The sequence below is a fragment of the Ferruginibacter sp. SUN106 genome, from assembly GCF_050611765.1.
Taxonomy (GTDB): domain Bacteria; phylum Bacteroidota; class Bacteroidia; order Chitinophagales; family Chitinophagaceae; genus Ferruginibacter.
Genome location: NZ_JBODJC010000007.1, coordinates 97,002 through 112,295, shown reverse-complemented (window position 1 = coordinate 112,295; position 15,294 = coordinate 97,002). Strand labels below are relative to the sequence as shown.

The window sequence follows — 15,294 nt, the reverse complement described above, 5'->3', positions numbered from 1 at the left end:
CTGAAAAAATACATTGGCCCGGCTCACAAAAAATAAACAATGAGTAAAACGCTTAAATGGATCTTAATTAGTACAGGGATATTATTAGTAGCCATGGCAGGGCTATCCAAAGCAGGTGTGTTTGGTAAAAACGAAGGCATAAAAGTCACTTCGGAAAAAGTGCAACAAAGAACCATTACTGAAATAGTAAATGCCAGTGGAAAAATTTACCCGGAAATAGAAGTAAAAGTAAGCCCGGATATTAGTGGCGAGATCACAGAACTGAATGTTCAGGAAGGCGATACTGTAAAAAAAGGTCAGGTGCTGGCTCGCATTTATGCAGATATATATGATATACAACGTAACCAGGCTGCAAGTGGCGTGGCGCAAAGCCAGGCGCAGGTAAGTAATTCAACTGCTGCATTAGATGCGTTGAAAGCACAGATGGAGCAGGCAGAAAAAACTTATACTATGCAAAAGCAATTGTTTGATGATAAAGTGATCAGCCGCAATGAATTTAATATTGCCGAAGCAAATTACAAAAGTTCAAAAGCAAATTACAACGCTGCTGTGCAGGGCATACGTGGTGGGCAGGCGAGTGTGCAAAGTGCGCAGGCTAGTTTACAAAAAGCTAATAAAGACCTTGGCCGTACAGTGATCACCGCTCCTACTGATGGTGTGATCTCCTTATTAAATGTAAAGAAAGGTGAGAAAGTTGCAGGTAATAGTTTTAATGTGGGTACCGAAATGATGCGTATTGCAGACATGCAAAAAATAGAAGTAAGAGTTGATGTAGGCGAAAATGATATTCCAAAAGTAAAGCTGGGTGATAGCGCAGTAATAACTGTGGATGCTTACAGCGACAGGAAATTTAAAGGACTGGTAACACAAATAGCCAGCAGTAATAATGGTGCTGCCACACAAAGTGCATTAAGCAGTACCAGCACCGATGTTACACAATATAAAGTATACGTTCGCCTGTTGCCCGAAAGCTATATGGATCTTATTGGCAAAGGCAGTTTTCCTTTCAGGCCGGGTATGAGTGCCAGCGCAGATATACAAACAAAGACACATCAGAATGTACTAAGCATTCCTATTAACGCTGTTACCACACGTGATAAAAATGACAGCACCAGGGCAAACAAAACAAAACCTGCAGATGCCAATGCCAATACAACTGCAAGCGTTACTGCAAATTCTTACGATGACCTTGAAGTTGTGGTTTTTGTTTTAGATAAAGAAGGTAAAATAAAAAAAGTAAAAGTAAAAACAGACATACAGGATATTAATAACATTGAAATCACGAGCGGCCTTAAGGCAGGCGATGAAGTAATTACCGGCCCTTATGATGTGGTGAGTAAAACTTTAAAGGAAGGTGATAAAGTAAAGGTGGTAGACAAGAAAGAGTTGTTTGAGAAAAAATAGAGTCCATAGCCTCCGTCCTTAAAGGAAACCTGAAGTAAGAAATTATTTACCTTTTTTATAAAATTGAAAAGCAAAAGAATATTGCTTTTCAATTTTTTGTTTACAACATACTTATTTAAAATATTTTAAAGCAAGCCTGATATTGAAAACGAAAATTTTTGCAGCATTGCTGATATCGTTCTGCATTCAGTATACTAACGCACAAATAAAGACCACTACCATTAAAATTTTTGCACAGGTTGCAAAAAATGATTCTATAAACAATGCTACTGTGCAATTGTATCTTTTGCCGGATACCACTTTAGTTACATCGCAGGTATATAATAAAACTGGTAACAGCTTTGTTGTAAATCAATTGTCTAAATACATAATCACCGTTTCCTGTATTGGTTTTGAAACAGCTAATAAAACAATCAATGTTATTGATAAACCTCTTGTAACAACGCTTATATTGAAAAGAAATACAAGCAGCCTGCAAGGAGTAACAGTTGTTTCCAAAAAACCTCTAATAAAGCAGGATGATGATAAAACCGTAGTGGATGCTACTGTATTAGCCAACAGCAGTACCAATGCTTATGAAGTATTGGAAAAAACACCCGGCGCCATTGTGGACCAGGATGGTAATGTGTACCTGAGCAGCATGAGCCCTGCTACTGTTTTTATTAATGGAAGAGAAATGAAACTGAGCAGTGCCGACTTAGCATCTTTATTAAAAAGCTTACCTGCCGGCAGTGTAAGTAAAATAGAAATACTACGCAGCCCTTCTGCCAAGTATGACGCCGCAAGCAGTGGTGGTATTGTAAACATTGTTTTAAAGAAAGGCGTAAAGCTCGGTAGCAGCGGAAGTGCCAATGTTGGTTACTTCCAGGGTGTATACGCAACACTTACTGCCGGTGCAAATATTAATAAGAGTATTGGAAAAGCTAATACTTATTTTAGTTACCAATATACCAACAGAAAAAACTATGAGCAATTAAACTCCGATCGTTTTGCCAGAACAGATTCTCTGCTGGCGCAAAATTCCTATACTACTTATCCTTCTGTAAATAATTATTTTGGCGGCGGAGTTGATATGGCATTTACCAAAAAATTTAATGTAGCCTACGATTTCAGGTTGAGTAATACCAATAGCAAAAGTGATGCACTCAACAATATTGATATCCTTAAAAATTCAACACAGGCATTACTGGGCAATAACCGATCGGATATTTTAAATGCCACGGATGCTTTTTTTCTCAGCAACACCCTTACTTCAAAATATAAAATAGATTCTATTGGCAGCGAATGGACAACTGAATTTGATTACAATTATTTTAATAATCATAATACACAGGATTATACCAATACCTACACTTTGCCAGTAAAGCCCACTGTTGTGGGAGATGGCATCAACAGGAATGATAAAAATATTTTTGTAGCACAAACTGACCTGGTGCTTAAGCTGCCTAAAAAGTTCACTGTAGAAACAGGGTTTAAAGCAACTATCAGTAATAGTAATAACAGTGCTGTTTATTTTTATGATAGTGCCAGTACCGGCAGAAGGCCTGATCTTTATCAAACCAATACTTTTAAATACAAAGAAACGATAACCGCAGCCTACCTGCAGGCATCAAAAACTTTTTATGGCTTTACCTTAAAACCCGGCCTGCGTTTGGAAACCACCAATATCAACGGCCGTCAAACTATTCCCAAAGACACTACCCTATCAATAAAACGCACTGATCTTTTCCCTTATGTTTTTCTGCGCCACAAATTATTTACCTTATTTAAAACTGATCTGATGGCGAGTGCCATTTATCGACGCAGCATCAGGCGCCCTTATTATGAAATACTGAATCCTTATCCCAAATATATCGACCAGTATTTGTTTGATGTGGGTAATCCTGATTTACGTCCGCAGTTTACTACTAACTATGAGTTCAATGTCATGTTCCAGGATTTTCCTGTATTTGCGATAGGTGTAAATCAAACAAAAGATATTTTCAGCAATGTTACTTACCAGGATAACAGTACTAAAATTGTATACCGTACTTATGATAATTTAGGTAAAAACAAAGAAGTGTATTTCCGTATTATTGCCGGCATACCACCGGGCGGAAAATATTTTTTCTACATGGGCACCCAATATAATTACAATGCTTATGATGGCATTTATCAAAACCTTCCTTTTAATTACAAACGTGGCAGCTGGTTATTTTTTATGTACCAGGAATTTAAAGCCACGCCTTCTGTTATTGTGAGTGCACAGGGTTTTATGCGTACCAAAGCCGTACAGAATTTTTATGAGCTGAATACTTTTGGCGGACTATTTCTTTCTGTAAATAAAACTGTGTTGAAGAAAAAAGCTAACATCATCCTTTCTTTAAATGATGCTTTACAAACCAATCATGTAGACTTTACTTTAAAACAAGGCAATGTTAACAGTACCGGTTCAAGAGTAAATGATACCCGAAGATTGGGACTTACTTTACGTTATAATTTTGGATTGAGTAAGCCAAAGGAGAATGCAGCATTTGGTGCTGCGCCAGCGGAGAGTAATTAGGGTGGGTCACCTCATAAAAGGTGGCTCACCCCGGGAAATGGTAGAGTGGACTCCCTTCAAAAAGGCGGCCACTCTTAAAAGTGACCGGGTGAGCCACCCTTATTGGGGTGACCCACCCTAAGGAAATAATTTCTCTGCAACAGCAACACTTTCCGGCTTACCTACATCTACTAAATCATCACCGCTATGATCATAACCAAGTATAACATGCTCTGCAGCTAAATCAAGGTAAGTATCCATGATAGAAAACTTGCCTTGCTGTCTTATCAAAGAAAAAATTTGCGGTTCGTAAATCACCACACAACTATACGCTTTTTCAATAAGCCCGGGTTTATCAATAGAGGTTTTTGTTTCACCTGTTTGCACATTTTTCCAACCGCACAAACGGTTATCACTATCAAATAATAAAACCCTTGATGACTTTCTGTTAGTTACACCGAATGTAACCAATGGTTTATGTTGCTGATGAAAAGCCATCAGCTTATTCAAATCTAAATTGGTAAGGATATCTACGTTTAATGAAAAAAACGGTTGGCCGTTCACCAGTAAATCTTTTGCTTTCATTAAGCCACCACCGGTTTCCAACACTTTATCACTTTCATCACTGATTATAATATTACTTCCCCAACCATTATTTTGATTTATGGCATCAATAATCTGCTGAGGAAAATGATGAATGTTTACCACTACATCTGTAATACCGTATTGCTGTAAATATTCAATATTGCGTTGCAATAAAGATTTACCATTTACAATCGCTAATGCTTTAGGATGAGTATCAGTCCAGGGTTTAAAGCGGGTGCCAAGGCCTGCCGAAAATATTATTGCACGAAGCTCCTGCCCCCCCGCCCCTAAAGGGGAGCTTTGGTCTCTGATACTTTGTAACGCTGTTATATTTTTGCTGATGGTTTCCACTACTTTTTCAATACTATTTTTTACTTGTGAATTTGTGAAACGGATTACTGTTATACCAAGTGCCTCAATTTCTTTTTGTCGTATTACATCATTTATTTTTACATCTTCTTTATTGTGAACAGCTCCATCAATTTCTATTACCAGCTTTATTTGATGACAATAAAAATCGGCTACATAAAATAACATTGGATGCTGTCTTCTGAATTTTACTCCCAATTTATTTCCTGACAGATAAGCCCAGACAATTTCTTCTTCCCATGTACAAAATTTCCTTAACTGCTCTGCTCTCTGAAATAATAATTTAGAAGCCCCGTAATGCATATTACTATTTCCAGTCTTCATCTATAACTAACTTTCTATTTTAATTCCTGTAGCAAATTTAAGGCAAAGCTCCCCTTTAGGGGCGGGGGGGCTGCATTTTCCAATTGTCTTTGTTTGTGTGATTCAATACAATTTTTACTTTAAACTTATTTCTTAAATGCCTTGCAATCGCTTCCGCAGCATATACACTACGGTGTTGCCCGCCGGTACAACCAAAATTGATCGTCAAATGTTCAAACCCTCTTTTAATATAATCTGCCACCGAAATATCAATAATGCTGTATACACTATTCAAAAATTCAGGCATTTTGGTTTGTTGTTCTAAAAAATCTTTTACCGGTTTATCAAGACCGGATAAATGTTTATAGTCATCAAATCTTCCGGGATTCAGAATCCCTCTCATATCAAAAACAAAACCACCGCCATTGGCAGTATCATCTTTGGGATAACCGGTTTTAATAAAAGAAAAACTATTAATGGTAACTACCAGCGGTGTATCATCGTTTGCTTGTACCGGAGTAAATTCTTCAATCACTTCATCACTGATACAAAGCTCCAGTACTTTTTTAAATTCTGTCACTGAAATACCAATACTCTGATTGGTGATAAACGATTTTAAATTCTGCAATGCCAACGGAATACTCGTTAAAAAATGTGCTTTACGTTCAAACAAACCACGAAAACCATAAGCACCCAGTACTTGCAACAAACGTATCAACACATAACCATTATACTGACTCCGGAACACATCTCTGTCTACCGTTTCTCCTACAATAGTTTCAAAAGAATTAATGTAGTCTTCTAATAAATTATGTTTCCAGTCTTCAGGTAAATTTGCTTTTGCCTGTGAAAGTAATGAAGCCACATCATATTGCGGTGCACCTTTCATGCCACCCTGGTAGTCTATAAAGTGAACCGCTGCATCTTCTGTCACCATTATGTTCCTGCTTTGAAAATCTCGGAACATAAAAAACTTATACTCTGTATGCGATAAATAATTGCTTAGTGCTTCAAAATCTTTGATGAGTTTTTGTTTATCATAAGGCCTGCGCAAAGCATCTAAAAAATAATATTTAAAATACAAGAGATCCGCCATGATGGCTTCTTTACCAAAAGAACTATTGGTAAGGCATTTTTTATAATCTAACCCTTCGTGGCCTTTTACCTGCAGCAATGCTAATTGGTGCAGACTTTCTTTATACAATGCATACACCGTTTCTGTATAGCCATATTCTTCCAGTTTATTCAGTAATGATACATCACCAAAATCCTGCTGTAAATAAATGTCTTTTTCTTTGTTGATGGCCAGTATCTGCGCTGTGGCAAGCCCCTTCTTTTTAAAATGCTCCGAAAAATAAATAAAGGCATCATTCTCTTTTATATTGGCACCATAAGTAGCAATATAATTTTTGTCTGCGGTATGAATACGGAAATAATGCCTTTCACTTCCCGCCTGCGGCAGTTTATCAATTGAACTAATGGCATCTTTTGAATACGTTGTAAAGAGTTCTTTTATTCTGTCTGTTGTAGTAAGCATTGATTTGTTTTACGCTGGTAAAAATAGTTTAAAATAAAACAGCCCCCAAACGATTTAAACGCAGTGTTTTTCCCAGCACAATAAGTTCCTCGTTTTTTACAACACCGATTCCGGGTTTTTCCAAAGAAATACCAGTTTAGGGTATTGCAGCAATTATACAGGCACAATACTTTTACCACACATATTTTTAAACTAATTCATTATGGCAAAACAAATTTTCAAAGTGCAATTGGATGGCGTTGAACTTTCAAAGGCACAAGCTGATGGCTTGCAAAAAGCAATTACTGCTACCGCTACTTCTTACATTGCTAAAAATGCCCGGGCTTTCCCAAAAGAAAATATCTGGGGGATGAAAAATCCTGAATGGCTGGGCATCTGGCTGAAAAATTTTAAAGATCTGCCTTCACTTAAAGCAGGCGGATTTAAGAAATTTTAAACGTTAGTAGTATGAAAAAGAATCAAAACAAAACCTGTCCCAGTTCATTGGGGCAGGTTGGTTCAAATTTATTAGGTGTGGTAAACCCCTCCGGAACCGTAGGTTTTTTTGGAACACCTATTGAGGTAACACCTGAGTTTTTAGAAGATGCAGGAGATAATGAATCGCTGGAACGCCGCTTCAGGTTTAGTAATAAATGCATACAAAGCGGTTGCAGGCAATGGACAGGAAAGGAATGTGGCGTGATAAAAGCAGTACTGGCTTTAGAAACCATCCCTGCCAACAACGACCTGCCGGCTTGTTCCATCAGGAAGACCTGCCGCTGGTTTTCGCAGGAAGGTGCTGCAGCTTGTAATGGTTGCCGTTATGTAGTGACTAATGTAAGTGAAGTTACAATGGAACAACAGGAGTCTTCCGTATCATGACCTTTACAAAAAAGTAACAGGTTATTCACCTGTCACTTCCTCTTTTCTCTTCCTGAATTTTTTAGGATCACTACCGTCCATTTGCACAATTGCAGGATAAAATTTACCCAGCACATCTACCAATGTGGTCTGGCTTTGCATTACTTCATTAATATCTTTGTAAGCAAAAGGCGCTTCATCCAGGCCGCCACCAATTAATTTTACACCATGATCTTTCAGTTCTTTTTTCAATGCTTCATGCGTAATATTGGCCAGCGCTTTGCTTCTGCTCATTTTTCTTCCGGCACCATGAGAAGCAGAATTTAATGCCGCCGTTTCACCTTTACCTTTTACAATAAAACCTGGTGCAGTCATAGAGCCTGGAATAATTCCCAGTACATCTTTACCAGCAGGAGTGGCTCCTTTACGATGAACGATCACTTCATTGCCCTCATACATTTCTTTCCATGCAAAGTTGTGGTGGTTCTCCACTCTTGCCAATGGTTTTTCGGCAATGGCTTTTGCAATTTTTGCATGTATGGTATGGTGACAAGCACTTGCATAATCACCTGCCAGGTTCATCGCTAACCAATATTCCATTCCTTCTTCAGTATTCATATCCAACCACGCCAGGTGTTTCGCTTCTTTTGGCAACACAGTTTTTTGCATGGCAATTTGTGTGTAGTGATTAGCAATGTTGGCACCCAATCCACGGCTTCCGCTATGGGTTAACAAACCAACATAATTGCCAATTGGTAAATTCATCGGGTTGTTGACATCAGTGATCTCTACTTTACCAAATTCTACAAAATGATTACCGCTACCGGAAGAGCCCAATTGCTTTAATGCTTTATGTTGCAATGGTTGCAAGAAAGCAATATCAGTGAATTCATTTCTGTCCAATACTTCATGCTCTGTTCTTTCAGTAAATTCTCTTCCTGCGCCAAACAAAGTATTGGCTACTAATTCTCTTTGAAAATTAGCTTCTCTTTTTTTCAATTCATCCGGATCAATAGCGAAAATGCTAAGGCACATTCTGCAACCAATATCCACACCTACTGCATAAGGAATGATGGCATTGTTGGTTGCCAGCACACCGCCGATGGGTAAACCATAGCCCTGGTGTGCATCGGGCATTAACGCACCGGCAACTGCTACAGGTAATTTAGCCGCCACCTGCATTTGTGCTAAAGCGCCTTCTTCAATATGTTTTGCACCAAAGACATTATATGTTACTCCTTTTTCATGCAGCGGAATTTCTGTTGCTACTTCCTCTTCTACAACAATTAATTTTTCTGCAATTTTAGATAATACTTCATCTGCCAGGTAATTTTCTGGAGCAGCTAATACATCTTTCAATATTGCTAAAGCTTCTTCTTCAGTTGAATGTTTGAAGTGGGTACACATGGTATGCATGGCCACACTTACCACCGGCCCTTCTTCGTAGCCAATAGCACGGATCTGTTTTCCAGTTAATTTTAATTTGCTCATTTTTTATTTTTTGAACCACAAAGACTCGAAGGCACAAAGAAACACTAAGTCTTTGTGTTTCTTCCTGTTCGTTGTGGCTTTGTGGTTTATATCTTCAATCCCATTGCTTTCATCGCCAGCAAAGCCTCGGCATTTCCTAGTGCATCATTTACAGGGTTATGATCATGTGTTGTTTTACGAAATAATTTTTTCCATTCTGCATTTAAGCCGGTATCCATCTTCATGCCGCAATACAGATCACCAATGCGCCTTGCTGAAAAACCGAAAGGGTTTTTGCCCAGGTAGGTATGAAAATACCAGTTGATCCATTGCCAATCGAAAGCGGGATTATCGCTGATAAAAATGGGACGATTTTTTGAATTCTCCGATAACCATTTTGCAAAATTCTCCATTACTTTCTCCGGCTCTTCAAATTGTTCATGTTCCTGCCTGCTGATACCACTTACTGCCAATGCTTCGGGAATCCATTGTTCCGAAATCGGTTTTGTTTTACCGTAAAATGTTTTGCTTAATGTTGGTTCCAGCACTACGGCTCCAAAACATACCATCGAATATTGATGTGGTATAGGGCCGTCTGACTCAACATCTACTATAATGTAACTCATTGTTTTGTTTTTAAAATTTTAAATAATACGCTGCTCTCATTTTCACCAGCAATTCATTAATGGCTTCCACATCAGGCTCATTCATTAAATTTGATCGCTGATACAACAACGGCAATTCATTTTTTAACGCTTCTGCCTTTTGTACCAACTCATCATACTCAAATTTGCCTTCTTTTATTGCCAGCAGAAAATCTCTGTCATGCCTGAAAACATTTATTTTTCCTTCAACAGCAATTTCCTTTGCCATCAGCAACAACCTGAACACATGCATCATATTTTTTGAGTCGTACTTTTTGCCATGCAGCATTGTAGTGTCGTAGCGTTGCTCATTGCGCTTTGCCACCCAATCCCAATATTCTTTGTATTGCTTGCAATAGATAGAATACGCATCTTTATTAAAGTACAACATCGCTACAGGCTTTTCGCCTTTGGGAATGCTGCTTAAACTTACATCATTAGCATTGTCTTTTTTTACCACTCCGGAATAATTCAATTCGCCGGAATAATACAAATTGTAACAATCCCGTAAATGCGCTATAACTGCCAGGCCTATTTTATTTGGGTCTAGCCTTTTTTCTTCCAGGTATTTTTTTAATGGCACTGCTGCATCCTCATATACAAAACAAAAATCCAATACCGATTTTCTTTCTTCTTCAACAGGGTTGACAATTTTCTTTTCCAATCCGTATGCTTTTTTTATTTGTGTAAAAGCATAATTGGCAAAGCTCTGTTCACATTGTTTGGATATAAACATTTCCGGTTGCAACATGTTCATGATGGGATGTTTTTGCAATACACATTTATCGGGCACATTCAGCATCTCCAATATGTTGGGATTGCTTTTAGAGAGCAATTCCATGAAACGTTTCAATTCGTAATACACAATATCATTGCTGTCGTTGTTTACCTGTGCTGTATATTCCAAACCATAGAACATGTTTTTCGGCAGCACAAACACTCCCTTAATATCGGTATCCGATGATGGCGTATCCAATCCATAAGACCTGCTGCCGGTTATTACTTCAAAAACCAGCAATCCGTTATCCTTTATCCAATCAATGGTCAGCTTTTGCATACAACATTTTTAAAAAGAAATCATTTAGTAACCCCATGCCGGCATTATTTACAGCCAGGTTTTCTTTTCCGGCTTCTATGTATTCAAACAAGCTCAATATCCATTCATTTAGCTTTTCATCTTTTTTATGCAAATACTTTTCGCCAACAGTTGATTTTAATACTATTAATGTTCTCAATCTTTCTTTGTATTCTTCATCTACATATTTCATCAGGCCTTCTATGTGCATGGGCAAAACGGTATTATCTCTTACTATCCAGTTGCAGGAAAGTAAAGACCTTATTAAATAGAAATAACTTTTCAGTTTCAGCTCTTTGTTATCTTTCAATTCTTCCCAAAAGTTTTTTGCCAGGGAATGGTGATGAAAGAAAACTGCGATGGGTGAATAATAACCTGCTATCAGCTCCTTAAATTCATCTCTAAAGCCTGGTATTGAAAAATATTCTATCGGCGAATTAAATCTTTCTATCAATGCTGCATTGGATTTTTTAAGCAGGGTTAAAGATTTTTTCAGATCCCATCCTGTTATATCCAGGTCACCGTCCATTATCTCTACCGTATCTTTTTTTACACTCAACGATAAATACCAGTCTCTTTCATGCATGTACATGAAGCGGATATCAAAATCGCTATCCGGCGAAGGGAAACCCCATGCCCTGCTGCCTGTTTCGCAGGCATAGAGTATTTTGATGTTTTTCTTTCGCTCTATTTCGGTTAGTATGTGTTTTATGTTTTGCATTGCTTTATACTTTTCTTGTCTTTAAATGCACTTAAATTAATCAATACATATCTAAAAAAGCCAAATCTCTTTTACCAAGAACGAACTTAGCAGTATTAAGAGAAAAGTCATTAATTAGATTTACAAAGTTCAAAAAATAATCCCCATCCTTCGGTTCTAAAACATTATACCCATTTTTATCTTCTTGTAAATTAAAGAAATCTTCAAAGGTCTTCTTAGACACTGATTTAATTAGATTGAAAGCATCTTTGTCAATAATCCCACCTTGATGAACTATAATGTGTCGTAAAATAGAAATGAATTCAAAAAACTGTATCCAGTTTGTATCCGATGACAGCCTTGTTTCTTGACGTGAAAACTCTTCAAATAAGATAGATTTTCGTTTCAAAAATTCTACGAGATGTCTATTGTTCCTACTATCTACAGCCACTAAAAATCGCTTTACTTGATTACTAACCTTATCTCCATTTTTTTTACTTTCTAAAGGATTACCCAATGATGGATAATATTCAAGCTGAATTGTCCGTAATAGAAGCAATTCACAAGAATTGTAGATTTTGACTACAGCTAAATTCATAATCCACGAAAAAAATCTTTTTTTGTACCCATCTAGATTTTGATTAGAAATCTCAAATACTTCTTTGTAAGTTTTTAAAAGCCCGTCGGGAGAATTATGAGACAAATCATAAACAGAAAATATCGACTCAAAGTGTTTTCTCTTGGTATCTTCTTTGTAAGATTTTTCAATTGTACTATCTAAAAAAACTTTCCAAAAGTGAAGATCGTTTGAAATTGAAAAAACTGAAGAACGATAAAAGTCGAATATATTTTTAACATCAGTTTCTAATAAATCTTGCATATAATTTTATTTATTATTTAACCCATAAAAAGAAAAAATACCTCCTCTGCTTCTATAAAAGCTCAATAAAGGTATGCCGTACAAGTGAGTGACACAACGATGATGAGCAGCATTCCAAAAGCTTGTTCCAAAGAAAAACATGGATGGCTAAAGCCATTTATGTTTTTAAATTATCCCTGGTCTGAAGACCAGGGCAATACAAAATGCCCACACAAATCAAAATACTAAGACAATGCAAAATATTGATGCAATTGCTTAGTAAAAATAAAAAACATCAGGGTAACTATTCAAATAGCGTACAAGCTGTTCTAACCGCTGAACTATCCCCAACAAGTTGAGGAGTGGGATTCGAACCCACGACCGGCCGAGTAATAATCGAAGTAACGCTACTTTACGACACCTGGTATTTACCGGGGCAAAAAACGATAAAAGCAAACGGCTCTACCACTGAGCTATCCCTAAATAAGGGAGCAGGAGTCGAACCTGCGACCTGTCGATTAATAGTCGAAGTAACTTTTATCTACGGCACCCGATTAAGTTGTACAGGGTAAAAAATCAAAAAGAGTCTATTCATTTGCTCTACCAATTGAGCTACTGCATACATGTAAAATTGTTGTTGGTATGCAGACCGGACTTGAACCGGCAACCTAATGATCACACGAAGTATCTCTTTTTTACGACACCTGTAATGATATATAAAATCAGTGGTAACAACCGCTTAGTGGCTTTGTTTTCCTTTAAAGAAGTAACACTATGCTACGACACACTGAATAAGCTTTTAAAATAATTGAGGGTTATAAATCGAACAGCGACTGTTTTCCCTGAGCTATAATTCAATTTGCATTGAAAAAGCAGGAGTTGAACCTGCGGCCTCTGCATTTTACTGCAACGCTCTTGCCGAAGTAACGCTGTGCTACGACACCTCAAAAAAATTGAAAGAGTAACTGATCGAAAAGAAAAAAGCTTTTCAGCCGTTTACCTAGCCACTCGGCAATATGTACATTACTGTACACAGCAGGATTCGAACCTGCGTACAACGAAGTATTTCTTCTCTACGACACCTTTCAAAATAATTTCAGGAGTAACAAACGAAATGAGTATGGCCGCTGTCAAGCTGAGGAGTTGCACCTCTTCCTCCCGATATTATCGTGAAGACCCTTGGCCCTTTATTGGAGACGAAGTAACCCATCTCTAACGACATCCTTACTTTCTTTTGAGAATGTGATTAAGATAAGCTGCCTGCGGCAGTGCTTACCGTAATCATATTCCATTTAAGAGAATCAAATTATTTTTTAATCAAAGAACTTTTTTAAAAGTATCCCGGGGTTACCGGGATACTGATTTGTTTTTACAGGGTTATGTTATTTATCATCTTCACTGCATCACTTCCATCTTCAATAGCTTTCAGCACATTGAAGATTTTATCGCTCCATCCTGCTATCAGGTACACATCATCACGCTGCACATTTAATGGAACATTGCCATGGCCTGCCAGATCGAACAGGTACAGTTTTGCCTGTGGTGCTATTTTTTTATACTGCTTCCACAATGCTGCAATATTTTCGCCGCTGTTGTTGCTGTTCCACAACTGGCCATCGGTAAACAACATCACTTTATCCACTGCCTTGTTACGCTTCATCAGGTCTTTTATTACTAAGTAACCATTAGTAGCATAACCCACTTCACCTTCACGGCTGTAAAACTCCTGCACATTGGCCAGTATGTTTTTCTTAGCCAGGCTGATGGTTTTCCAGGTGTCGCCAAACATACCGGTGATCACATTATCGCAACGGCTTTGCAACAGCATTGCCAGCATTAAACCGATATCAAAATTCAACACTTTACTTTTTGCACTGATAGGGCTTTGCATACTTCCGCTTACATCAGCTGCTATCAACACTTTGGTATCGGCATCATAACCTGCAATGTTTGCAGCGCTGTTCAATACCGCAGTTTCCAAAGCATCCAGCACTTTACCTACACGGCCATTGTCCAGCATTTTCAATTCACGGTAGGCAGCCAAAAAACGGAAAGGCAATTGCTTACTGTTGGCTACAGCTTTTTCATCGGCGATGTAGGCACATACTTTATTCAATGCTTCCTTACTAACTTCAGCTTCCAGTATGTTACGCAGGTTACGCATAGTAGCCATATAACCCAACTTGTTGCTAAAGATCAGTTCTTCCCATTTTGCTTTTATTGCTGCTTTCTTCAATTCCACAGTGTCAAACTTTTGCTGACCAACAGCACTCAATTCTACCTCCCAGGTAAATGGAGTTTGCAATTCATCATTTACTATTTTATTAAACAGTATTTGCTGTGCTTCGTCCTTTGCTTTTGGGTGTACCAGGAACAAGGCGTCTTTCAGTTTTACCTGTGCATCCCTGTTGTATTTTGCAAACTGGTACTCATCAAATTTATTGAAAGCATCTGCCAGGCCTTTTTGCAATTGCTTGCTCAGTTTGTTCAGCTGTTTTACGTTTTTACGTTCGTTAGCCAAAGCGTAGTACGCCAGCAACTCTGCAATTTCATCGGCACGCTGTACCACACGGTTGGTCATTTTGCTCAGCATTGCATCACCGCTGTGTTGTTTAGCCAATTCTACTGCCAATACCAATGGAATGCTACGCAGGTACATTTGTTCTCTTGCATAGATAGCCAGTTTTGCAACAAAGGCAGCATCATTTTTTGCAATCAGCTCCCTGATACGTACCAGCTTATCAGCAGCTTTTTCATAAAACTGGTCGCTCAATGCGGCTGTGGCTACGGCAGTGTACAATTCCAGTTGTGGTGTTAATACAAATGCTTTTTCGCCTTCGTAATTCACAGTTTCTTTTGCTTTGCCTTTTAATTTTAAATTGAACATCATTGTAAACCTCCTTTGTTTTTGTTTGATAACACAAATCTCAAACCTATGTGTGCAATCTATTTGCACAGTAAAAATTATTTTTTATTTTTTTGTCATC

General features: G+C 37.9%; 12 protein-coding genes and 1 tRNA gene. 4 read left to right on the top strand and 9 right to left on the bottom strand.

Features of this window, described 5'->3' with window-relative positions; genetic code table 11:
- Positions 1-39: 39 nt before the first annotated feature.
- Both ACQ334_RS24250 and ACQ334_RS24245 read left to right on the top strand, forming a co-directional pair.
- On the top strand, positions 40-1,404 hold the full coding sequence (locus ACQ334_RS24250; RefSeq protein ID WP_430990867.1) for an efflux RND transporter periplasmic adaptor subunit: 1,365 nt from the start codon (positions 40-42) through the stop codon (positions 1,402-1,404).
- A gap of 142 nt (positions 1,405-1,546) precedes the next feature.
- Positions 1,547-3,946 (top strand): outer membrane beta-barrel protein, encoded by a 2,400-nt coding sequence (locus ACQ334_RS24245; protein WP_430990866.1) that lies wholly within the window; start codon positions 1,547-1,549, stop codon positions 3,944-3,946.
- A gap of 117 nt (positions 3,947-4,063) precedes the next feature.
- On the opposite strand, the gene ACQ334_RS24240 is transcribed toward ACQ334_RS24245, so the two are convergent.
- Both ACQ334_RS24240 and ACQ334_RS24235 read right to left on the bottom strand, forming a co-directional pair.
- On the bottom strand, positions 4,064-5,203 hold the full coding sequence (locus ACQ334_RS24240) for a DUF559 domain-containing protein (RefSeq protein WP_430990865.1): 1,140 nt from the start codon (positions 5,201-5,203) through the stop codon (positions 4,064-4,066).
- A 55-nt stretch (positions 5,204-5,258) separates the two neighbouring features.
- Complete coding sequence (locus ACQ334_RS24235) at positions 5,259-6,719, bottom strand: RapZ C-terminal domain-containing protein (RefSeq protein ID WP_430990864.1); 1,461 nt, start codon at positions 6,717-6,719, stop codon at positions 5,259-5,261.
- A gap of 202 nt (positions 6,720-6,921) precedes the next feature.
- Between ACQ334_RS24235 and ACQ334_RS24230 the strand changes: the two genes are divergently transcribed.
- A complete protein-coding gene (locus ACQ334_RS24230) occupies positions 6,922-7,155 on the top strand; it encodes a hypothetical protein (RefSeq protein WP_430990863.1) in 234 nt (77 codons plus the stop codon).
- 11 nt (positions 7,156-7,166) lie between these two features.
- On the top strand, positions 7,167-7,580 hold the full coding sequence (locus tag ACQ334_RS24225; RefSeq protein ID WP_430990862.1) for a hypothetical protein: 414 nt from the start codon (positions 7,167-7,169) through the stop codon (positions 7,578-7,580).
- A gap of 21 nt (positions 7,581-7,601) precedes the next feature.
- On the opposite strand, the gene ACQ334_RS24220 is transcribed toward ACQ334_RS24225, so the two are convergent.
- From ACQ334_RS24220 to ACQ334_RS24190, 7 genes are all read right to left on the bottom strand, one after another.
- On the bottom strand, positions 7,602-9,050 hold the full coding sequence (locus tag ACQ334_RS24220) for an RtcB family protein (protein ID WP_430990861.1): 1,449 nt from the start codon (positions 9,048-9,050) through the stop codon (positions 7,602-7,604).
- A gap of 86 nt (positions 9,051-9,136) precedes the next feature.
- Positions 9,137-9,655 (bottom strand): 3'-5' exoribonuclease domain-containing protein, encoded by a 519-nt coding sequence (locus tag ACQ334_RS24215; RefSeq protein WP_430990860.1) that lies wholly within the window; start codon positions 9,653-9,655, stop codon positions 9,137-9,139.
- A gap of 10 nt (positions 9,656-9,665) precedes the next feature.
- Positions 9,666-10,730 (bottom strand): DNA polymerase beta superfamily protein, encoded by a 1,065-nt coding sequence (locus ACQ334_RS24210; protein WP_430990859.1) that lies wholly within the window; start codon positions 10,728-10,730, stop codon positions 9,666-9,668.
- Positions 10,711-11,469, bottom strand: a complete 759-nt coding sequence (locus ACQ334_RS24205) for a nucleotidyltransferase domain-containing protein (protein WP_430990858.1) — start codon at positions 11,467-11,469, stop codon at positions 10,711-10,713. The genes ACQ334_RS24210 and ACQ334_RS24205 overlap by 20 nt, the downstream gene beginning before the upstream one ends.
- Before the next feature lie 40 nt (positions 11,470-11,509).
- A complete protein-coding gene (locus ACQ334_RS24200) occupies positions 11,510-12,328 on the bottom strand; it encodes a hypothetical protein (protein WP_430990857.1) in 819 nt (272 codons plus the stop codon).
- A gap of 334 nt (positions 12,329-12,662) precedes the next feature.
- Positions 12,663-12,790: transfer RNA gene (locus ACQ334_RS24195), tRNA-OTHER, on the bottom strand.
- A gap of 886 nt (positions 12,791-13,676) precedes the next feature.
- Entirely contained in the window at positions 13,677-15,197 is a 1,521-nt protein-coding gene (locus ACQ334_RS24190) for a TROVE domain-containing protein (RefSeq protein ID WP_430990856.1), read from the bottom strand.
- Between the last annotated feature and the right edge of the window lie 97 nt (positions 15,198-15,294).